12 protein-coding genes and 1 tRNA gene are annotated in these 22084 nt (G+C 62.0%); 6 read left to right on the forward strand and 7 right to left on the reverse strand.

The window, feature by feature from the left end; all coding sequences use genetic code 11:
* Positions 1–83: 83 nt before the first annotated feature.
* The 4 genes from DES49_RS07790 to DES49_RS07805 form a co-directional block, all read right to left on the reverse strand.
* Positions 84–2105, reverse strand: coding sequence for a CocE/NonD family hydrolase (locus DES49_RS07790; RefSeq protein ID WP_133735848.1), 2022 nt, complete (start codon positions 2103–2105; stop codon positions 84–86).
* Between the two features lie 151 nt (positions 2106–2256).
* Positions 2257–3570, reverse strand: a complete 1314-nt coding sequence (locus tag DES49_RS07795) for a M20 family metallopeptidase (protein WP_133735849.1) — start codon at positions 3568–3570, stop codon at positions 2257–2259.
* Between the two features lie 37 nt (positions 3571–3607).
* Positions 3608–5629, reverse strand: coding sequence for a CocE/NonD family hydrolase (locus tag DES49_RS07800; RefSeq protein ID WP_133735850.1), 2022 nt, complete (start codon positions 5627–5629; stop codon positions 3608–3610).
* Between the two features lie 26 nt (positions 5630–5655).
* On the reverse strand, positions 5656–6978 hold the full coding sequence (locus DES49_RS07805) for an ATP-grasp domain-containing protein (protein ID WP_133735851.1): 1323 nt from the start codon (positions 6976–6978) through the stop codon (positions 5656–5658).
* A gap of 105 nt (positions 6979–7083) precedes the next feature.
* On the opposite strand from DES49_RS07805, the gene DES49_RS07810 reads away from it, so the two are divergent.
* Positions 7084–8121 (forward strand): D-alanine--D-alanine ligase family protein, encoded by a 1038-nt coding sequence (locus DES49_RS07810; protein ID WP_243864956.1) that lies wholly within the window; start codon positions 7084–7086, stop codon positions 8119–8121.
* 1 nt (position 8122) lies between these two features.
* Here DES49_RS07810 and DES49_RS07815 read toward each other — a convergent pair whose 3' ends face one another.
* Together DES49_RS07815 and uvrA are read right to left on the reverse strand one after the other, a co-directional pair.
* Positions 8123–10156: a CocE/NonD family hydrolase gene (locus DES49_RS07815; protein ID WP_133735853.1), complete on the reverse strand. Its 2034-nt coding sequence runs from the start codon at positions 10154–10156 to the stop codon at positions 8123–8125.
* A 143-nt stretch (positions 10157–10299) separates the two neighbouring features.
* Complete coding sequence (uvrA, locus tag DES49_RS07820) at positions 10300–15867, reverse strand: excinuclease ABC subunit UvrA (RefSeq protein ID WP_133735854.1); 5568 nt, start codon at positions 15865–15867, stop codon at positions 10300–10302.
* A 113-nt stretch (positions 15868–15980) separates the two neighbouring features.
* Between uvrA and DES49_RS07825 the strand changes: the two genes are divergently transcribed.
* Positions 15981–16499 carry a retropepsin-like aspartic protease family protein gene (locus DES49_RS07825; protein WP_133735855.1) on the forward strand — a complete coding sequence of 173 codons (519 nt, stop codon included), beginning with the start codon at positions 15981–15983 and terminating at the stop codon, positions 16497–16499.
* A gap of 72 nt (positions 16500–16571) precedes the next feature.
* Positions 16572–16925, forward strand: a complete 354-nt coding sequence (locus tag DES49_RS07830) for a thiol-disulfide oxidoreductase DCC family protein (protein ID WP_133735856.1) — start codon at positions 16572–16574, stop codon at positions 16923–16925.
* A gap of 39 nt (positions 16926–16964) precedes the next feature.
* On the opposite strand, the gene DES49_RS07835 is transcribed toward DES49_RS07830, so the two are convergent.
* Positions 16965–17041, reverse strand: a tRNA-Pro gene (locus tag DES49_RS07835).
* A gap of 194 nt (positions 17042–17235) precedes the next feature.
* On the opposite strand from DES49_RS07835, the gene DES49_RS07840 reads away from it, so the two are divergent.
* The 3 genes from DES49_RS07840 to DES49_RS07850 all read left to right on the forward strand — a co-directional run bounded on the left by DES49_RS07840 (position 17236) and on the right by DES49_RS07850 (position 22049).
* Positions 17236–18714, forward strand: a complete 1479-nt coding sequence (locus tag DES49_RS07840; protein WP_133735857.1) for a protein adenylyltransferase SelO — start codon at positions 17236–17238, stop codon at positions 18712–18714.
* Positions 18715–18845: 131 nt separating this feature from the next.
* Positions 18846–19877, forward strand: a complete 1032-nt coding sequence (locus tag DES49_RS07845) for an AraC family transcriptional regulator (RefSeq protein ID WP_133735858.1) — start codon at positions 18846–18848, stop codon at positions 19875–19877.
* Between the two features lie 333 nt (positions 19878–20210).
* Positions 20211–22049, forward strand: a complete 1839-nt coding sequence (locus DES49_RS07850) for a choice-of-anchor D domain-containing protein (protein WP_166646034.1) — start codon at positions 20211–20213, stop codon at positions 22047–22049.
* Positions 22050–22084 lie beyond the last annotated feature (35 nt).

The raw sequence follows: 22084 nt of genomic DNA on the forward strand, positions 1-22084 counted from the left end.
CTGTATCCTTATTATTCAAATTTCCTTGAGCGAGGTGCCAGACACACCTCTTCTGAACCGCCGGTGAACAGTCCGCCCGCCGCTCACATATGATCGCGCGGCACATAGGTGTTCCAGTTCTTGGCCACGACGCGCTCATCGCCCTCGTAGGCGTCCAGCTCCGCGTAGAGGTGGAAATGGCTGCTGCTGGCGGTAAGTACCGCGCGCGTTGTTACCTCTATTGACCAGTCGCCACGGGACATTCCGGAGACACAATAGGTTTCCCCACGCATCGATTGAAAATCTTCACCAATGTGGCTATACCACTCGCGCGTATCGCTCCACATGGTCAGATCAATCTCCTCAACAAGGGTAGTACCACCGTTCTTGATCACTTCCAGCACGGATTCATCCTTGGACAGGTCGCGTATCACCCGCCAGTTCTGCTCGGGAGCCTCAAGGTGAGGAGTGGCAATCGGCGGCGCTGATTCCGGTTCCCCAAAGGCCCGCAGTTGCTTGTCCTCTTCGCGCGCAGGCCGTACTGGCAGCCGCACACGGCTGCCGCTCGGATGCACGGTCAGGCAGGTGAGCTCAGGTGCGGGCCAGGCGAGCGGCCAATAGGAGGTGGAGATCGATATCCGCAGACGATGACCTTCCGGGAAACGCTGGGCGATATCGTTCAGTTGCACTGCCACCCTGTACCGCTCGCCAGGCACCAGAGGACTGGGCGATGCATGGCTGTCACGGTGACTGAGGTTGAGCATACCGTAAGTACTGCGGGTAGCCTTGTGATCCGGGGCCAGGTCCGAGAGGCGGACACATATCATGGCCTGGGGCTGGTCCGCTTCCAGTTCCAGCTCAATGATCGGCGCGCCCATGATTTCCAGGGGTTCCGTCAACGGCTCAGTATCGAGCACCAGTGCGCCGCCATCTTCCTCGCGCTGATCATGGGGAAGATCCGGAGTGGCGCTGTAGGAGCACCACTTGCCGGCGAACAGTCCCACGCTCAGGGGCGACTGGATCCATAGAGGCGTATCACTGACGGGCGTCGAGGGATCCACGAGGTGGCCCTCACTCAGACCGTAGACGGTTTCGTGGATATTGGGCGACGGCCAGCCGGGCTCGGCCACCCAACGCCCCGGGCGCCATGTGTAGCTCGTTGCCGGCGGAACGCTGTCCTGCATCCATACGCGCAGATCCGGCTCCTCCATGATGCCGGTGTCCTGGCCCTTGAGCCAGTGATCCCACCAGCGCACTGCTTCCTGGAGAAAACCGATGTCGGGCCCGGGGTTGCCCATATGGGGATACATGTGGCTCCAGGGCCCAATCAGCCCCTTGCACGGCACGTCGAGGTTGCTCAGCAGCCGGAAAACGCTGTTGGAATAGCCATCCGCCCAGCCGCTGACCCCCATCACCGGGCACTGCACCGCCGAGAAGTCCTCACAGATGGAGCCGTGCTCCCAGTACTCGTCGCGACGCTGATGCGCGAGCCAGTTTTCCAGCCACATGCCACTGTGTTCCAGCCGGTCCAGCCACATGGCCCGCCACTTCTCCCCCACCAGCTCCGGATCCGGGGGCATGCTGGTGTAGTCAAACATCGTCGCGGCCCACGAGAGATTGTCCGTCAGCATGCAGCCGCCCATGTAATGGACGTCGTCGCTGTAGCGGTCATCGGTGGAACTGGCGCTGATCACCGCCTTGAGTTCCGGCGGTCTCAGGGCCGCGATCTGCAGACCGTTAAAACCGCCCCACGAGATGCCAATCATGCCCACAGAGCCGCTGCACCACTTCTGTTGGGCAATCCAGCGGATCGCTTCTACCCCGTCATCAAGCTCCTGCTGAAGGTATTCATCCTGCAGGACACCCTCGGAGTCCCCACTACCGCGCAGATCAAGCCGGATGCTGGCGTAGCCATGCCCCGCGAAATAGGGATGATTCAGCGCGTCCCGTGAACGGGTGTTATCGCGCTTGCGATAGGGAATGTATTCGAGGATCGCAGGCACCGGGTTGGTATCGGCGTCCTCCGGCATCCACATACGTGCCGCCAGGCGCGTCCCGTCGGACATCGGGATCCATATGTGTTCCAGGTGTTTTGTGGCGTGGGGAAAGGACTCAACGGATTTCAAGATGGCACTCTTCCTTGCAGTGTGTGCCGGACCACGGCCAACGTATTTGGCCTGTTTGCCCGGGCTCAGAATTGTGAGAGCGGTAATGTCCCCTCAAACTGCATAATAGAAGGTCCCTCACACCAATACTAGAGACCGCCACCAAACAGAGTCAATCCGGCTCGGCATGTGTCTCTCCCTGTTGCTGCAGGCGCAGCTCCCCGGGCCTGAAGGTCAGCAACTTCTCCGTCGCCTGGACGAGTACATGCGCTACCCTCTCGGTAGCATCCAGCGACACCCGCTCGTCGGCGGAATGGGCCCAGTCGATATCGCCGGGACCGTATACCACGGTGGCAGCGCCCGTGAGCCGCACCCAGGCCGACATGTCGCAGCCGTAGGGGGCCCCCGCGATGCGGGCTGGACGACCGAAGACTGACGCCGCCGCATCGGCCATGGTAGTGACCAGCGGATGTTCCATCGGGGTTTGTGCGGAACCGAACCCCGAAGCCACGAGTCGCGCCTGAGGCGGATTCTGCTCCAGCCAGGTATCGCCCGCGCACGCCTCGGTGATAACCCTCTGAATCCGCGCCCTGGCCTGCTCCACCGTCTCATTGAGCGGCACCCCTACGCGGATTTCCGCAGTAAGGCGATCCATGACGCTGGAAGACCAGTTGCCCCCGTTAATCAGACCGACATTGGTCGCGTACGGCAGATGGAGCGCACGCATCAGTGGATGGTTCTCGCCATCATTGATGCGCTTCTCGTCCTCGCGCAGAGCCCGGTGAATCGCGAGATAATGATCCAGGGCGCTTTCCCCCAGGTGCCGCCGGCTGGCGTGAGCAGCCAGGCCCGTCACCTCCAGAAAGAACGACATGGCCCCGGCATGGGCAACAACCAGCTTCGGCGATCCTTCGTCGTCCAGGGTGGGTTCCGGCACGACCACGGCGTCCGGGTACCAGCCCCGGCGGATGGCAGCAAGCGTGCCCAGCCCGCTGTCCTCTTCCGCAGGAACGCCCACGAACACAACGCGGCCGGCGAAGGTTCGTGGGCCCTTTGCAAAGGCCTCAAAGGCTTCCAGCGCCGAAACGACTCCCGATTTCATATCGCTGGCGCCACGCCCGTAAACGGTATCGCCATCCATATATCCGGAATACGGATCCAGCGTCCATTGGTTGATGTCGCCGGGCGGAACGACATCCAGGTGCCCGGTGAGTACTACTGTCGGACCGGGCTTACGGCCGCGCACCACCCCGATCACCACCGGCAGCCAGGCGCGTTCCACTTCATGGCCCGGGTAGTTGGGATCGTTGAGCACGTCGGCAATACCCTCGTTCCAGTAATCCACCTCCACACCCAGTTCCCAGAGCCATTCGGAAAGCCGGCCTATCACTGCATCTTCCTGCCCGGTCACGGAAGGAATCCGGATCAGGTCCACCAGCCGCCGCCTGACCCGGGTGGCATCAATGTATTCACGATGGTCCGTCATGTCGGTGTCATCTCATGCTTTTTCGTTATTGTCAGCGTCAAAGATGCCTGCGGGGAATCGAGCGATCCCACTCCTGCTCGTAGACCAGTTCGTCATCCTCGTAAGCCCTGAGTGTCGCCTCGATCCGAAACGCCCCGGCGCTGCAGCTCATTCGAGTCCAGGTCTCGGTATTCACGCGCCAGTCATCACGGAAAAAGCCCATGCGCCAGAAGATCTCGGCCTGGGCTGAGTGCACATCGTCGCCCTCAATCCGGTAACGTTCGTAACCGATCTTCTGGATATCGGTGGCAGTAGGCCCGATTCGGAACACCCCTTCAGAGTCGTCGACTTCAAGCGTGTGCGCGTCGGCGTCGAAGTCATAGTGCCGAACCCAATTCGTGGCTTCCGCCTCAATTTCAGTGGTCGCCACCGGAAGCGCGCCCTCGGGTGGCCCGAAAGCGGGAAGCGCATTGTCCGCCTCCTGTGGCGCACGCATCGGCAACGTCAGTGAACTGATTTCGGACCAGATGGTCAGTGCGGGAGCCTGCGGCGAAGGCCAGATCAAGGGCCAGTAATTGGAACTCACGCTGACCCGAATACGGTGCCCCGCCGGAAAATTCTGGGCGATCTCGTTGAGCCGGACCCGCACCCTATAGGGTTGGCCTGGCACCAGGGCCTCGGGCTCGGCGTGGCTGTCGCGATGGGCCAGGTTCAGAACCCCGTAGGTCACCCGGGTTGACGCCCCGTCCGGCGCCACGTCACACAGGCGCACAGCGACCTGAGCCTCGGGCTGATCGCTGGCGAGCACCAGCTCCACTTCCGGCGCACCAAAGATTTCCAGCGCCTGCGGCAAAGGCCCGGTATCGAAGCTGAGCGAATCCCCATCGGCTTCGCGTTGATCACCCGGCATGTCCGGCCCGGCGGAATAGGAGCACCATTTGCCGGCGCTCAAACCGGTGCGCAACGGTGACTGGCACAGCAACGCTTCGCTTTGGTTCGCCACGTCACCCTCGAGCAGGCCCTCACGGCTCAGGCGCAAGCGCCGGGGCTCGATAGTGGGGCTCGGCCACTCATTCTCGGCAATCCAGCGGCCGGGACGCTCCTTGTATCGTGTTGCGGGCCTGACACTATCCTGCATCCACACCCGGACCTGTGGCTCATCCATGATGTCCGTCGCCTCGTCCTTGAGCCAGTGGTCCCACCAGCGAAGCGTATCCTGGAGGAACCCGATGGCCGGCCCGGGCTTGCCCATATGCGGGTATTTGTGGCTCCAGGGGCCTACGAGCGCCCTGCGCGGCACATCAAGATGCTGCATCAACCGGAACACACTGTTTGAGTACCCATCAGCCCAACCGCTGACCGCATAGACCGGGCAACGGATGGCGCTGAAGTCCTCGCACACAGAACCGTGGCGCCAGTAATCATCACGCGTCTGGTGGCTGCTCCAGGTTTCCAGCCAGAGCCCGCTGCCGCGCAGGCGCTCGAACCAGCCCTCGCGCCAGCCATCGCCAAAGAGCCGCGGATCCGGCGGACAGCTGTTGTGGGCAAACATGACCCCGGCCCAGGAAGGATTATCCAGGAGCATGCAGCCGCCCATGTAATGGACGTCATCGGAATAGCGGTCATCGGTGGAACACACCGTAAGCACGGCATAAAGTTCAGGCGGTTGAAGGGCCGCAAGCTGGAGGCCGTTGAATCCGCCCCAGGAGATTCCCATCACGCCAACCCGGCCGGTACACCAGGGCTGCGCAGCGATCCAGCTCAGGATGGCCAGACCGTCGTCCAATTCCTGCTGCATGTATTCATCGGTCAGCACGCCCTCGGATTCGCCGCTGCCGCGGATATCCACCCGTACGCTGGCATAGCCGTGACCCGCATAATAGGGATGGTTGACGGAATCCTCATAAGTGCGCATGTCGCCCTTACGATACGGAATGTATTCCAGGATGGCCGGCACCGGGTGCGCCTCGGCATCCTCGGGCAGCCATATGCGCGCCGACAGGCGACACCCATCCGGCATGGGAATCCACACATGTTCCAGTTCCCGCACGACCCTGGGCCAATCAGTCCTTGTTTCCATTCAGAGCTCCTCGAAACACAGTGCCGTCATGAGAGACTCTCAGGGCTGTCTCTCAGGTCGAAATCGAGCCGCTCGACAACGGCGTCGTACGTAGTCATCAGTTGTTCGTGACTGCCAGCGCCCACATAGATCAGCGCGAGGACATAGCTGTAACTGTCCTGGTCATGGAGCTCGGAGAGCCACATACCTGGATGCGCTTCCAGTTCCACATAGGTGCCGGGCCACTCCCGGGCAACAGCCGTCAGGGTATCCTCGGAAGGCACATCCGCCACCCACGCGTCTTCATGGGTGCGCAGCCAGAATGCAGCGGCACAGTTGAACCTCCCCTTCGCTTCCGGAAACCTGGGATCGCGGCCCAGAGCCAGCTCCACCGCCACCTGGTGGTTGGAGACACCGTGGACCTTGTCGAACAGATCACTGTGGTGCTGAGCGATGCGGGTGTTGATCTCCAGCAGGCTGATGGTGTCGGTGCCGCGCTCCCAGAAGAACTCAATATTGAAGGCGGAGCCATTGAAGCCGATGCGCTGCAGTGTCCTCCGGGCCACCTCCTCCATCCGATCCGTTACCGAGGTCGGCATCTGGGAAGGATACTGATAGCGGGCGAAGGACGAGGCGTTGGCTTCACGCACCGAGTCAACCACGCCGTGCACATGGACCTCGCCGTTGAACACATAGCCTTCCAGCGTGCACATCTCGCCGGTGAGCAGCGATTCGGCGAGACAGTAATGCCCGCCCACGGCCGCGATGTCGTCCGGCAGTTCAACGTACTCAAGGATCCTGTCAAAGGGCTCGGCAATGCGGTGGATGTGCTCGCGAACCTCGGCGATGGCCCGATGAAACGAGGCCTCGTCGTCAATGCGGAAGCCAAGATAGGAACCGGCCGACTTCACCGGCTTCAACCAGAACGGATAGTCGAGTTCGAGCTGGCTCTCCGGGGACTCAAGGAAAGGATCGACAAGCTGGAACGCCGGGATCGCATCGGGCACCACCGCCTGCTGTTCCAGTCGGCTCCAGTATTTGTGTTCGCACTTGAGCATCGCGAGCAGATCAAGCCCGGGCAGGCCAAGGCGACCGGTCAGGATGGGCAGAATCGTGCTGACGGGGAAATCCATGTAGCCCACAACCGCATCCGCCGGGGGATCGGCCTCGCGGAGCTGTGCCTCGGCGCGGCTGAGCATGGATTCAATGGGGAAATCGTCGGCGTAGAGGATCTCCTCGGGCGTGAGAAGACCGTGGAAGCAGTAGCCGTCAGCTCCGGGCAACGCCTCCAGCTTGACCCGGTTGAACTCATTCATGCCCAGCACATAAACCTGTTTCCCAGTAGCGCCGGGCCGGGGGGCGGACGTCATATCCTTCTAACCTTTGACCGCTTTGTATACAGACCAGCATCGGCGAAAGCGCGACCTTGTGCAAGCGTTTTGATAGGCTGGGGCAAAAGGCTCATGGAGGCCGAAATGACCCAAACAAACAGTACTCTCGAGGTCGGCGTGCTGCTCGGCGATCCCCGTCTTCCCTATCCGTACGCCGTGGATAACCGATTCGGCCACGAGGAAATCGAAGCAGTGCGTCAACTGCAGACATCACTGAGCCAGCTCGAAGGCTACCGGTTCACCTATTACGATGACCATGAGCGGCTGATTGACGATCTCCGCCGCGACAGGCCGGATCTGGTGCTCAACCTCTGCGACACCGGCTTCCGGAACGACTGGGACCTGGAGCGCAACATCCCTGCCTTCATTGAAATGCTGGGGATTCCCTACACCGGTGCCGATCCCATGGGGATCAGTCTCGGTACGGACAAATCCATTGTGCGTGCGCTGGCGGCGAGTCTGGACATCGCCGTCCCCAATGAAACCTTCGTGGATCTGACGGCGGATCCGCTTACGCTGCCCACGTCCTACCCGTCACTGATCAAACCCAATGGCGGAGGCGGCAGTTTCGGCATTACGGAAAACTGTGTGGTGCATGACGCGATGGAAGCGCAGGCCTATCTGCAGTGGCTGGCCGAACAGAACCTGTACCCACCCGAAGCCATCTGTCAGGATTTTCTGACCGGTGATGAATACACCATCGGCATGGTCGGGAATCCCGCCAGCGGCTTTACCGTATTACCGCCGCTGGTCATCGACTACAGCAGACTGGACTCGAATCTGCCGCCAATCCTGACCCACAGCTCCAAGGCGGACCCGGATTCACCCTACTGGGACAAGCTCAGTTTCCGGCAGGCGGAGCTTGATGACGTCACCAAGGGGCAGATGGTGGATGCCTGTGCCAAGCTGTTCAAGCGCCTGGGTTTTCGGGATTATTCGCGTATCGACTTTCGCTGCGGCGCCGATGGCGTACCCCGGATGATCGACGCCAACACCAACCCCACCTGGTACTGGGACGGCAAGATGGCGATGATGGCCGGCTGGGCGGGCTACAGCTATGCGGACATGCTGCGCATGATCCTCGAGACGGCCATTGAGCGCAGCGGGCTGAACCGACCCTGAATCAGATCAACCGCCGCGGAATGGACTCATCCCACTCGCGTGAGAGAAACAGCTCGTCGCCTTCATGGGCGAGAAGCGTCGCCCGCAGCCGGAAATGATCCGCGTCAGCGCTCAGCACGGTGACGCACTCAATCTTCGTGGACCAGTCCCCGCGCTCCAGCACGCAGGTCTGATCAATCCGTGCCTCGGCATTGCTCGCATCGTATTCATGAATGCGGTAGTACCTGCCCACGGAATAGCCCACGGTAAGATCAATGTCCTCGATATAGGCCAGGGACGCGCCGCCGAAATCCCCGCCTTCGTTGTAGACGCGGTAAACGGTTTCGTTATTGGTCAGATCCCGCTCCACCGTGCGCTTTAACTCCCCCGGATACAGGTGTTCCGGATCGGCCTGCGGACCGCGTTCGGGTGGCTCGAAGGGACGCAGGTCCGCATCCGCCGCGCGTTCGGGCCGCACGGGCAGATCCAGTGTGCTCACGCCCGTGTAGAGCTTGAGGTGCACGGGCCGGGGCGCCGGCCAGATTACGGGCCAGTAGCTGGTGGACACGGCCAGGCGCACTGTGTGGCCGGCAGCAAACCGATAGGCCACGTCATTGAGCTGTACCCGGACCCGATAACGACGCCCCGGTTCCAGGGGCTCGGGCTCCTCGCGGCTGTTTCGCTGGCAGAGATTGAGCATGCCGTAACTCACGCGGGACGAGGCACCATCCGGGGATACATCGTTCAGGCGCACGATCACATAGGCAACCGGCTGGTCCACCTCCAGCTCCAGTTCCGCCACAGGCGCCCCCAGAATCTCAAAGTCCTCTTCGACGGGATCCGTGTCGAAGGAGAGTGACTTGCCATCATCCTCGCGCTGGTCGATGGCCATCTCACCTTCGGCGCCGAAACCATACCAGTCGCCGCCCGCCAGCCCCGTCGTTTCCGGCGAACTCAGCCGCAGGCGGTCCTCGCCGTCCGGCTTGCGACTCAGTGCCAGAACATTCAGGTACCAGCGCTGTGGCTGGATGCGCGGTGAGGGCCATTCCTCCTCGGCCACCCAGCGCCCGGGGCGGTATTCGTACAGTGGCGCCGGGGGCACATAGTCTTCCATCCAGACGCGCATGGGCGGCTCGTCCATGATGCCGTTGTCGATCCCCTTGAGCCAGTAGTCCCACCAGCGCAGCATCTCCTGGAAAAACCCGATGGCCGGGCCAGGCAGTGCATTGTGTGGAAACGCATGGGACCAGGGCCCGATCAGGGCCTTACGCGGTGCACTGAGGTTTTCCATCATGCGCGGAATGGCGTTGGGGTAGCCGTCAGCCCACCCGCCGACGGCATAGACGGCACACTCAATGTCGTCATAGCTCTCGCAGATGGAGCCGTGCTTCCAGTAATCGTCCCGGTGCGGATGATTCATCCAGACCGCCGGATAAAGCACCTGATTTTCCAGCCGGTAGCGCCACTGCTCACGCCAGTCCGGGCCGTAAATCGCCGGATCCGGGGGGAACGCGGCGGTCGCGAAAAAGATGGAACCCCAGGTCAGATTTTCGTTGAGCAGACAGCCACCCATGTAGTGCGCATCGTCTGCGTAACGGTCGTCCGTGGAACACATGGTGATAATGGCCTTCAGCGCCGGCGGGCGGTACGCGGCCACCTGCAGCGAGTTGAACCCACCCCAGGAAATGCCGAACATCCCCACCTCGCCGCTGCACCAGGGCTGCTCGGTGATCCAGTCCAGCACGGCCAGGCAGTCATCCTGCTCCTGCTGCACGTATTCATCCTCGCTCAGCCCGTCCGAATCACCCGTGCCCCGCAGATCGAGCCGGATCGCGGCATAGCCGTGGCCCGCCATGTAGTGATGCAGGGGCTCGTCCCGCAACCGGGTAAAATCGCGCTTGCGGTACGGCATGCATTCCAGGATCGCAGGTACCGGGTGAGATTCGGCGTCTTCCGGTAGCCAGATGCGGGCGGCGAGGCGACAGCCGTCCGGCATGGTGATCCAGGTGTTCTCGATTTCACGGACCGTGCGGGGGAACGTATCAACAACCTTCATAGATCCTATCTCATTGGCGAGCGTCGAGCCGGGCTGAAAGCGGGCGGCTATGGCGCTGATACAGGGAGTGAACCGGTGCGAGTATAACAGAACCCGCGACGGCCCAGAGTGCATTAAAACGTCTCTGAGCCCCCTGGTCCAGCTCAGCCAGCCGGGCGACGGCGCTGCGCCAGGAAGCCTTTCAGTACCCGCGCGGTCTCACTCTTTCGCCGTGTTTTGACCAGCGTTTCAGGCGGCCCCTCGGCAACCACCCTGCCCCCACCATCACCGCCATCCGGGCCCATATCAATCAGCCAGTCCGCCTCGGCAATGACATCCAGGTTATGCTCGATCAGGATGACGCTGTGGCCGGCATCCACCAGGCGATGCAGCACCCGGATCAGGCGCTCCACGTCGGCCATGTGCAGCCCCACCGTGGGCTCGTCGAGGATGTAGAGGGTATGCAGCTGCTGCTGGCGCCTTGTATCCGGTCGAGCCTTGGAAAGCTCCGTCACCAGCTTGAGCCGCTGGGCCTCGCCACCGGAAAGCGTCGGGCTGGGCTGGCCCAGGGTCAGGTAACCCAGCCCCACCGCACGCATCAGCTCCAGGGCATGGTGGATCTTCGGGTGAGCGCTGAAGAAATCCACCCCCTCGTCCACGCTCATCCTGAGCACTTCCCCGATATGCTTGCCACCATAGGTAACCGCCAGGGTTTCCGGCGTGAATCGATCCCCGGCACAGAGCTCACAGGGCACGGATACGTCCGGCAGGAAGTTCATCTCGATGCGTTTCACGCCCTGGCCGTCACACCCCGGGCAGCGCCCCTCCTTGGTATTGAACGAGAACCTGCCGGGGCCGTAACCACGGAGCCGTGCTTCCTCGGTGCCGGCAAAGAGCTTGCGGATGTTGTCCCAGAAGCCCACATAGGTGGCGGGGCAGGAACGGGGTGTCTTGCCGATAGGCGTTTGATCCACCTCCAGCACCCGGTCCAGTTTATTCCAGCCCTCCAGCCCCTGGCATCCCTCCAGCGCAGGCGCGGCCCCCTTGCCCTTGCGGGTCAACCGCCGAAGGTTGTCGTGGAGCACGCCCCGCACCAGGGAGCTCTTGCCCGAACCGGAGACGCCGGTCACGCAGACAAGCCGCTGCAGCGGCACGGAGACATCCACGGTCTGCAGGTTGTGAAGATCGGCCCCGTGGACTTCAAGTTGCTGCTCAGGCGTGTCCGTGCGGCGGTTTTCCAGCATCGGGTGCAGGATCGGATGCGCCAGGGAATGGCCGGTTGCGGAGTCCGGGCAGGCCATCAGGTCCTCGACACTGCCCTCGGCAACCACGCGGCCGCCATTGACGCCGGCGCCCGGGCCCAGGTCGATCACGTGTTCGGCGCGCCGGATGGTGTCCTCGTCATGTTCCACCACCAGGATGGTGTTGCCCTTGCCTTCCAGGCGGCCCAGGGTGTTGAGCAGCATTTCGTTGTCCCGGGGATGCAGGCCGATGGTCGGCTCGTCCAGGATGTAGCACACGCCCTGGAGGTTGGAGCCGAGCTGGGCGGCGATGCGGATGCGCTGGGCCTCGCCGCCGGAAAGCGTGGGGGCGGCACGGTCGAGGCTCAGATAGGACAGGCCCACCTGCTGCAGGAAGTCCAGGCGGGCCCGGATCTCCGGGAGGATATCCCGGGCAATCTCGGCTTCCCGGCCTTTCAGGGCCAGTTTATTGAAACGCTTTTCCGCGTCCTTCACGGACAGCGCCGTGTAGTCGGCAATGTTCCAGTCGCGGAAATAGACTGACAGCGCCTCCGGCTTCAGGCGCCGGCCCCGGCAGCGGGGGCAGGTACGCAGCTCGCCCTGCTCTTCCGGGTCGAGCCAGGCGGATTCCTCGCCGGTCTGTTCCTCATCGAAGCCCGCCAGCGCCAGGCCCGTGCCAAAGCAGCCCTCGCACCAGCCATGCTTGGAGTTGTAGGAGAATAGCCGGGGATCCAGCTCGGGAAAGCTTCGCCCGCAACCCGGGCAGGCCCGTTCCGTGGAGAAGATGGTTTCATCCCGGGACGTAACCAGTTTGAGGGTGCCCTGCCCGAACGCCAGCGCTTGTTCGATCAATGCATCCAGCTCCGCTTCCGCGCCCGCCGTCACCTTCAGGCTGCCCACCGGCAGATCAATATTGTGTTCCTGGTGGCGGGCCAGCCGGGGCCAGTTGTCCGTGGGCAGATAGTCGCCATCCACCCGCAGGGTCTCGAAGCCCTTCTTGCCCGCCCACTCGGCCAGGTCCGTGTAGTAGCCCTTGCGCGCCACCACCATGGGGGCCAGCAGGGTTGCGTTGCGGTTGCGGGCATCGCGCAGGATGCGCGCGCGAATGGCCTCCGGCGTCTGGGCTTCAATGGGAACCTGGCATTCCGGGCAGTGCTGGGTGCCCAGCTTCACGAACAGCAGCCTCAGGAAGTGGTAGACCTCGGTCATGGTGGCCACGGTGCTCTTGCGCCCGCCCCGGCTGGTGCGCTGCTCAATGGCGACCGTGGGCGGGATGCCGAAGACCGCGTCCACATCCGGCCGCGAGGCGGGCTGGACAAACTGGCGTGCGTAGGCGTTCAGGGACTCCAGGTAACGGCGCTGGCCCTCATTGAAGATAATGTCGAAGGCCACAGTGCTCTTGCCGGACCCGGACAGGCCCGTGATCACCGAGAGCTTGTTGCGCGGGATGCGGATATCCACGTTCTTGAGGTTGTGCTCCCGGGCGTGGTGGATGGTGATGGCATCCGGCAGCCGTGGGGCCGTTTCAGCCTGCTCGGCCACCGCCATAACCTCTGCGGAAGTTGGCGCTGCCGGCCCCTGATCGAGGGACGCGCGATAATCCCTGAGCGCCCTGCCCGTGTGGCTCGACTCCACGGCCATAACGGCATCCGGTGTACCGGCCGCGATCAATTCCCCGCCCGCGTCACCGCCCTCGGGACCCAGGTCAATCAACCAGTCCGCCGCGGCCATCACATCCAGGTTGTGCTCGATCACGGCCAGTGAATGCCCCTGTTCCAGCAGCCGGCGAAAGGCACTGAGCAGCGTGGCCACGTCATCCATGTGCAGCCCCGTGGTGGGCTCATCAAACAGGAACAGCAACCGCTCGTCGGTCCCCCGGCGCCCGCTGGCCTTGGCAAGGTGCCCGGCGAGCTTCAGGCGCTGGGCCTCGCCGCCGGAGAGCGTGGGCACGGGCTGCCCGAGGCCCATGTAGCCAAGGCCGACGGCCTGCAGCGGTTCCAGCCCCCGAAGCACGTTCGGGTAATCCGCGAAGAAATCCACGGCCTGGTTCACCGACATTTCCAGGATCTCGGCAATGGACTTGGGGCCGCTGTCGTACCCAATGGATGGTGCCAGGGTGACTTCCAGGATCTCGGGCCGGTAGCGCCGCCCGTCGCAGTCCGGGCAGCGCAGGTAGACGTCGCTCAGGAACTGCATTTCCACATGCTCGAAACCGTTGCCACCGCAGGTGGGACAGCGGCCATTGCCAGCGTTGAAGCTGAAGGTGCCCAGGGTGTAACCGCGCTCCTTGGCCTCCGGCAGCGCCACAAAGACCTTGCGGATGGCGTCGAAGGCGCCCACATAGCTGGCGGGGGTTGAGCGGGTGGTCCGGCCGATCGCGGACTGGTCGATCAGGATGGCGTCATCGATGCGCTCATGGCCCTCAATGGCCTCATGAGCGCCGGGCACTTCCCCCGGATGCCCCTTGATCTCGGCCAGGGCCCGGTATAGGACGCCCTCCATCAGTGTGGACTTCCCTGAGCCACTCACGCCGGTGACCACCACCATGCGGTTCAGGGGCAGATCCACATCGATCGATTTCAGGTTGTGCTCGGATGCGCCCCGTATATGAATCCACTCATCGGGCTTCGGGGCTTCAACAACGCGCTCCGCGGCTGCCCCTTCCACCACGCGGCGGCGCCCGGTGAGGTAATCGGCGGTCAGGGAGCTGCTGCTGCCCATAAGCTCGGCGGGTGTGCCCTGGAAGACGATCTCGCCGCCCCGCTCTCCGGGCCCTGGTCCGATATCAATGACCCGGTCGGCGGCGTGCATCACCTGCGGATCGTGCTCAACCACGAGCAGGGAGTTGCCTGCATCCCTCAACCGGTGCATCACGCCGATGATCCGGTCCATGTCCCTCGGGTGCAGACCGATACTGGGCTCATCCAGCACGAACAGGGTGTTCACCAGGGAGGTGCCGAGAGCCGTGGTGAGGTTGATGCGCTGCACTTCGCCCCCGGAGAGGGTGCGGGACTGGCGGTCCAGCGTCAGGTAGTCGAGCCCCACGGCCACCAGGTAATCCAGACGGGCGCGAATGGCATCCAGAAGCAGGTCTGAGGCTTCGTCCAGGGGGGCCGGCAGGTGCAGGTCCCGGAACAGGGCCTGGTTGCGCGCCAGGGACAGGCCCATCATATCGGCAATGTTCAGGCCGGGCTGCGCCTGCAGTGTCTCATCCGAAAACCCCGCGCCCATGGGCTTGAAACGCTGCTCCGGCGCCAGCACCGCATCCGCGTCGGCCTTGCTCCCAACTCGCCAGAGCAGGGACTCGGGCTTAAGCCGCGCGCCGTGACAGGTTGGGCACTGGTCGTAGGAACGGTAGCGGGACAGCAGCACCCGGATGTGCATCTTGTAGGAGCGGGTCTCAAGAAAGTCGAAAAATCGCTGTACGCCATACCAGCCGCCCCGGTTGGAGTCCCAGCTCCAGTCGGCCTCCCCCTCAATGACCCAGCGACGGTCGCCTTCATCCATGTGCTCCCAGGGAACATCCGTGGGGACGTGGTTCCGCCGGGCATGACGGATCAGATCCTGCTGGCATTCCTCGTAGCTCTCGGTCTGCCAGGGCTTGATGGCGCCCTCTTCCAGACTCTTGCGCTCATCCGGAATCACCAGCCGGTAATCAATGCCCATCACACGACCAAAGCCACGGCACTCGTCGCAGGCACCCATGGGGGAGTTGAAGGAAAAGCTGTTGGGGATGGGATCGGTGTAATCCAGGTCGCAGTCCGGGCAATGCAACCCCTTCGAGAACCGCCACTGCGCTGTGGGCTCACGGTTCTCATCCAGCGGAAAGACACTCAGGCGCCCCTGACCGGCGCGCAGCGCGCCCTCCACGGCTTCCGTAATGCGGTCCCGGCGCTTCTCCTCCAGGCGGACCCGGTCCTGCGTCACCCTCAGGGTGCTGTCATCCACCTGTTCCACGCGGGTGTATCCCTGGCGCTCAAGTTCAGCCTGCACCTTCTCGGCGGCCACGTCCCCGGCCAAGGGGATATCAAAGGTGATCAGTGCCCTTGCGCCTTCGCCCCGGGACAGCAGGTTGTCAACGATGCTATCTTCACTGTCACGGCGCACCTCCTCACCACACCCCTGGCAGAACAGCCGGGCAGCACGGGCGAATAGCAGCTTCAGGTGGTCGTTCAGCTCCGTCATGGTGCCGACGGTGGAGCGGGAATTGCGCACCGGGTTGGTCTGGTCGATGGCAATGGCCGGGGGAATGCCCTCGATGGCGTCCACAGCGGGCTTGTCCATGCGGTCCAGGAACTGCCGTGCGTAGGGGGAGAAGGTTTCCACGTAGCGGCGCTGGCCTTCGGCGTAGACGGTATCGAAAGCCAGGGAGGACTTGCCGGAACCACTGGGGCCGGTGATGACGGTAAGCTCCCCCAGGGGCAGCTCCACATCCAGGTTCTTGAGGTTGTTCTGGCGCGCGCCACGCACGCGGATCACGTCATTGGACATAGATGGCGGATGCAACTCCGAAACAGGGGTTCAACGGTGCCCTAGGCACAGGGAGATCAAACGTAGAATGGTACGCCAGTCGAACGCAAGCAGATTCCGAACACAGGACACCGATGATCGCCAAGAACCCTGAAACCCGCTACTTCCTTTTCTTCGTGCTCTTCTGGGTCGCGCTGCTCGGCGTGGCATCGCTCTTCTTCGGGTCCTGGCAGTCCCACCAGCAGAACCCCAATCAGGAACTGGTGAGCCAGAACAGCAACGGTGTGATTGAGATCAAACTTGAGGCCAATCGACAGGGCCATTATGTGGCCAACGGCAGGATCAACAACGAAGCCGTTACCTTCTTCCTGGATACCGGTGCCACCAGCGTATCGGTGCCCGAATCCATTGCCAACGAGGCTGGGCTGAAAAAGGAATACCAGGCCCGATCCCAGACGGCCGCCGGAACGGTAAACGTATGGGGCACGACCATCGATACGCTAAGGCTTGGAGACATCACACTCCGCAACGTCTCCGCCACCATCAACCCGGCCACGGATATGGACATTGTACTGCTGGGCATGAGTGCCCTGGGGCAACTGGACTTCTCCCAGAGCTCCGGCACGCTCACCCTGCGTACAACGGACAACTAGTCCAGAAGGCGCTGGTCCGGCGCCCGGGTTGCCACGTATCCATGACTACAGGCAAACCACGAGGCGGCAATCATGGATACGCTTTTCTATGACGGACAATGCCCATTGTGCAACCGGGAGATGGGTTACCTGCGGAAGGCCGCCGATAACGGACTGGTGCTTCAGGACATCCATGAACTGGTTGACCCCCATGTCTGGCCCGGGGTCACACAAGAGCAACTGCTCAGGCGACTGCACCTGTTGCGCGAATCAGGGGATTTTGAAATCGGGCTTGAGGCCAACGTCAGGGCCTGGAGCCATACGAGGATCGGCTGGCTGTTGAGGCCACTTCTATGGCCGGGTATCAGGCGGGTTATCGGGGTGTTCTATACGCGATGGGCGGACCGGCGCTACTGCAACCGTTATGCCTGCGGACTGGATCGGTGACAGTGCCCATGGCCGGTGATGGCCTTGAGCCAGGAAAGATGGTCGGCGTGGCAGGATTCGAACCTGCGACCCCTTCCTCCCGAAGGAAGTGCGCTACCAAACTGCGCCACACGCCGTAACTGGCCCTTTCATCGAAGGCGGATTCTACACCAAAGCCGTTTCTGCACCAAGCAATAACCGGCAGAGCCTCCGCGAACGGGAGCGAATTATCAGGATCGCGCCCGGTCCCTGTCAAGCAGATCCACACCGAAATGCAGTGCGTACCAGCCTCCGTTAGAATAGACCCCTGAATAATGATTTTGAGGAATGCATGCCACTGCCCCCCTTTCCGTTCGATAACAGCTATGCGCGACTTCCGGATGACTTCTTCGAACACAGCCGTCCAACGCCGGTTAGCACTCCGGAACTGATCCATTTCAACGTGCCCCTGGCCGAAGAGCTCGGAATAGACACCTCAGACGCCGACGAGGCGGAGCTTGCCGCTGTGTTTTCGGGAAACCGGGTCCCTGAAGGCGCGGAGCCCATTGCCCTGGCCTATGCGGGACACCAGTTCGGAAACTTTGTTCCCCAGCTCGGGGATGGGCGCGCCATCCTGCTTGGCGAAGTGATCGATCAGGACCACAAACGCCGTGACATCCAGCTCAAGGGGGCCGGCCGGACACCGTTCTCCCGCGGCGGGGACGGGCGCGCGCCCCTGGGGCCGGTGGTGCGTGAATACCTGCTCAGTGAAGCCATGCACGCCCTGGGCGTACCCACCTCGCGGGCCCTGGCAGCCGTTGGAACCGGCGAAAGCGTGCTCAGGAACCGGCCTGAACCGGGGGCCATCCTCACGCGGGTCGCCGCCAGCCATATCCGGGTCGGCACCTTCCAGTTCTTCGCGGTCCGCCAGAAAACGGACAGCGTCCAGCAACTGGCGGATTATGCCATTTCCCGTCACTACCCGGCGGTCATGTTCACGGACACGCCCTACCTCGAACTGCTCCGAGCTGTGGTGCACAAGCAGGCGGAGTTGATTGCCCAGTGGATGAGTATTGGCTTTATCCATGGCGTCATGAACACGGATAACGTGGCCATATCCGGAGAGACACTGGACTATGGCCCCTGCGCCTTCATGGATACCTATCACCCCGATACGGTGTTCAGCTCCATCGACATGATGGGCCGTTATGCCTATGGGAACCAGCCCGACATCACTTACTGGAACCTTGCCCGCTTTGCTGAATCGTTGCTGCCCCTGATTGATGAGGATAAGCCGCGGGCGGTGGAGAAAGCCAAGGAGGTGCTCGCGGAATTCAGCAGTCACTACGAAGCTGAGTGGCTGAGGCTCATGGGGGCAAAAATTGGGCTGGAGTCGCCGGCGGAATCAGACCGGGAGTTGATCCAGGACCTCCTTGCACTGATGGCGGCCAACGAGCTCGACTTCACCCGTTTCTTCAGGGAACTCTCCCACCTGGCCGCCCATCCCGATAATGACACACGGATCACCACCATGCTCCGTACCCAGGAGGACTGGAACAGCTGGCACCCGCGCTGGCTTGCGCGTCTTGAACAGGAATCGGACTCCCCTGGTAAACGCAGCGACCGGATGCTGAGAACCAATCCCGCCATTATCCCGCGAAACCATCTGGTGGAACGGGTTATCCAGCAGATGGAGGGCGGAAACCACTCACTTTTCCATGAGCTGCTGGATCAGCTCAGGGATCCATTCGCCACGGCACTGGATGGCACGCCTCACACCCAGCCGCCCTCGAAGAACGAGAAAGTCCAGCGTACGTTCTGCGGCACCTGATGCCGCTCCCTCACTGAAACCGGTGTTCCTGATTCGTAAATTTGACATTTATTAACAGTTCTACGGCCAATGCCCTCGGATTGATACCCCCTATACATTGATCCCAGGTGTCTGATCCGGAGAGGTCAATCATGGATGTTCCAGCTCAATCAGGACAGGACAATCAGGCTTATCACGTCCCGATCCTACCACCACGGTATGTTCAGCATTTCCTTCGTTTCATGGAGGCACGGGGGATTGGTCCCCAGGCACTGCTCGAAGGAACAGGTCTGACAGAGGAGGGCCTCAGTCAACCTCACGCCGGCGTGAACATGAACCAGCTCCTGGCGCTGATCGGACGCGCCGCTGACCTTGTCGAGGACGAGACCGCGGCGTTTGAGTTCGGTAAGGAACTCGACCTCGCCGCTCACGGCCTCGTTGGCGCAGCCATGCTCTGGCAGAACGATTATTTCCGGCTTGTCGAAATGATTGTGGAGTACGAGCGCGTCTGCCTGCCCATACAGGACCTGGTCCTGACAATGCACGGCGCGGACCTGCACATCCAGCTCAATGACCTCTGGGACCTGGGCAGGATCCGGCCCTTCATGGTACGGATCTACATGGGGAGCATTTACGAGCTCTCCCGTCACGTCTGCCGGGAAATGACGTTCGAGTTTGACTTTCGAACCCGGCTCAGTGCCTCCGACTGGCAAGCCGTCGCCCCCGAGGCGGCCCTCTCGTTCAATGTCGGGATAACTCGGGCTGTTATCAGACCGACCCAGAGCATGGTCCGCGACTTACGCACCGACCTGCCCTCCTTCATCGCCAGACTTCACTCCCGACGGCAGATGGAAGCCGATGAGGACATGGACAATACCAGGCGGCAGGTGCGGGAACAGATCTTCCGCAATCCGGGCAGTGACTGCACGCTGGAGAAGATCGCCGATCAGCTCGGCATGACGCCCCGCTCGCTCCGCCGACACCTGCGGGCCGAAGACTGCTCCTTCCGTGAGCTGCGCAACGAGATTCGCAGGATCTATGCGGAACGCTATATCTCCGATACCCGCCTTCCCCTCAGCCTGATCGCTCAGAAACTCGGATTCAGCGACCAGGCCAGCTTTACACGCGCCTACCGTGCCTGGACGGGCCGCACCCCCGGAGAGACCCGTCGCGGCGAGCAGTAATCGTGCGGACCGGTTTTCTCCGGTCGCCCCCTCCCGGAACATTACCTCCAGCCACGCGCTACCCATCCCGCCTGCCCTTTCTGAGCCGCCGCTTAGAACTTGAAGCGCATCACGAAACAGGAAAACAGTTCAACTTTTAACCGCTTTTAACAAACCCTTTGCCTTTTCGGGCAATACGCCAACGCCGAAGTGAAGAGATTGTTAAGTGACAGGCTCGGGCAATGAAATGCCCGGTGTCTGGTCGTGCAATCTCGTCCTATGGATGCGCCGAAGTTGGGACGAACGCAACACCGTAACGTTTTATTCATGACAAAAAGTATGAGGACAAAATTCATGAGTTCCATCAAAAATAAACCCTCGCAACAGAAGCAGAGGCTGGTCCTGTCGACCGCTGTTGCGGCTGTGCTCGCCGCCGGCGCCACGAGTGCCAATGCGGAAGAGGTGTCCGTGACCGTCGAGCATACCTGCCCGCTGCCGCTGATTGGCGACACGGTCCTTACTTCTGAGGTCAGCACGAACCTTCCGGCAACCCTGGAGATTGGAGAAGCCACCGGCGAGATCCCGATCGACGTCGTCACCTCCATCCCCAACAACGCACGTCAGGGCCTGTCCCTGGCTGGCGGACGCACACTTGAGGGGACCGCCACTGCCAGCAACACCATTTCCCTGACCAATGAGGATGACCGTCAGCTGTCCGCGGTTCTCGACATTCCGCAGCAGCCCATCCCCGAGGAAAGCGGTTCCTTCACGGTCGACGCGTCCGGCACCGTTGAGTCCCAGACTTTCAACGAGCCCGGTGAGGGAGAGATCAATGTTGGGGGTCTGGTCCTCGAACAACAGGTTCGTGACGGAAACGGCGACCTTGTTGGCGACCCGGTGGGCGAATTCACCGCTGACTGTACCCTTAACGCCGATTCCGACACCCTCCTCCATACCTTTGTGGTAGAGGATGACGGCGGCCCGGTCGAGGATCCCGCCAGCATCGACGTTGAGCCGCAGGAACTTGCCTATGGCGAAACCGCGCCCGGCGATTCCCAGAGCGACCGGACCCAGTCCGTTGCCGTCAGCAACACCGGGGACCTTGACCTCGGCATCAACAACGTAACCATCCAGGGCAATGACGCGGACGCCTTCAACCAGACCAATGATTGCTCCAGCGTTGCCGGCGGCGAGTCCTGTGGCGTCGATGTAACCTACACCCCGGATCCGACCCTTGACCGGGATCAGACCGCAACCCTCGTCATCGAATCCACCGATGAAGAGAACGCGACGGTCGAGGTTCCACTCAGCGGCACGCCCATTCCGGAACCGCAGCCCGAGATCACCCTGGATCCGGAAAGCATCGATTTCGGCAATATCAACATTGACGAAGCCGAGGGTGTTGTAACCCGAGAGCTCGAGGTTGGTAATAGGGGTGGCGCCAGCCTGAATATCAGTGGCGTACAGGTCTCCGGCGACAATGCATTCAGCCAGACCAACGATTGCTCAAGCCTCGAGACGGACAGCAGCTGCAGCGTCAGCGTGCAGTTTGATCCGGCGGCTGGTGTCGGAGACTACTCGGGAACACTGACCATCACCAATAGCGATGAGGATCAGGAAGTACCGCTTTCGGCCTCCGTCGTCGAATCCGATGACGGCGTTGAGGTGGACTACGACCTGGTCGGCGACACCATCGTTTCCGCCTCCGACGCTCTGGTTGAGCTCACCGGTGAAATCCTGAGCACCGTTGACCTCGGCAGTGGTGATGTCACAGCGGACCTGTCCCTCGATCCCACAACCACCGAATTCGAAATCATCAAGCTCTTCAGCACCATCAAGGGTCGCGCGGATATCGAATTCGAGCCGGTTGGTGAAACCACCGGCACGCTCGAGAACGGCCAACTCACCACCAATTCCAAGCTCAACATCAAGGTTCCGGAAGCCAACGTGGTGATCTGGGGCCATGAGCTGAAGATCGGTGGCGGCACCGAGTGCCAGACCAGGGAGCCGGCCGAAATCACGCTGAAAAACCAGGGCGACAGCTTCCAGCCGCTGGATGGTGGCGTCGTGGAAGGCGTGTATGACCTGCCTGAACTCGAAAACTGTGGGCTGTTGACCCGGGTACTGAACAAGTTCATGTCCGGTCCCGACAACCCCATTGAGCTCGAACTGACTCCCCAGAACAACGAATAAACGGGAGCAACCGGGGTAGCCACCACGAGTGGCTG

The sequence above is a fragment of the Halospina denitrificans genome (assembly GCF_004364635.1).
In the GTDB taxonomy this organism is placed as follows: Bacteria; Pseudomonadota; Gammaproteobacteria; order Pseudomonadales; family Oleiphilaceae; genus Halospina; species Halospina denitrificans.

What these genes read in the sequence shown, in the direction of transcription:
- DES49_RS07795 (WP_133735849.1), bottom strand. Translation starts at nt 3,570, where the DNA reads ATGACGGACCATCGTGAATACATTGATGCCACCCGGGTCAGGCGGCGG.
- DES49_RS07800 (WP_133735850.1), bottom strand. Translation starts at nt 5,629, where the DNA reads ATGGAAACAAGGACTGATTGGCCCAGGGTCGTGCGGGAACTGGAACAT.
- DES49_RS07805 (WP_133735851.1), bottom strand. Translation starts at nt 6,978, where the DNA reads ATGACGTCCGCCCCCCGGCCCGGCGCTACTGGGAAACAGGTTTATGTG.
- DES49_RS07810 (WP_243864956.1), top strand. Translation starts at nt 7,084, where the DNA reads ATGACCCAAACAAACAGTACTCTCGAGGTCGGCGTGCTGCTCGGCGAT.
- DES49_RS07815 (WP_133735853.1), bottom strand. Translation starts at nt 10,156, where the DNA reads ATGAAGGTTGTTGATACGTTCCCCCGCACGGTCCGTGAAATCGAGAAC.
- uvrA (WP_133735854.1), bottom strand. Translation starts at nt 15,867, where the DNA reads ATGTCCAATGACGTGATCCGCGTGCGTGGCGCGCGCCAGAACAACCTC.
- DES49_RS07825 (WP_133735855.1), top strand. Translation starts at nt 15,981, where the DNA reads ATGATCGCCAAGAACCCTGAAACCCGCTACTTCCTTTTCTTCGTGCTC.
- DES49_RS07830 (WP_133735856.1), top strand. Translation starts at nt 16,572, where the DNA reads ATGGATACGCTTTTCTATGACGGACAATGCCCATTGTGCAACCGGGAG.
- DES49_RS07840 (WP_133735857.1), top strand. Translation starts at nt 17,236, where the DNA reads ATGCCACTGCCCCCCTTTCCGTTCGATAACAGCTATGCGCGACTTCCG.
- DES49_RS07845 (WP_133735858.1), top strand. Translation starts at nt 18,846, where the DNA reads ATGGATGTTCCAGCTCAATCAGGACAGGACAATCAGGCTTATCACGTC.
- DES49_RS07850 (WP_166646034.1), top strand. Translation starts at nt 20,211, where the DNA reads ATGAGTTCCATCAAAAATAAACCCTCGCAACAGAAGCAGAGGCTGGTC.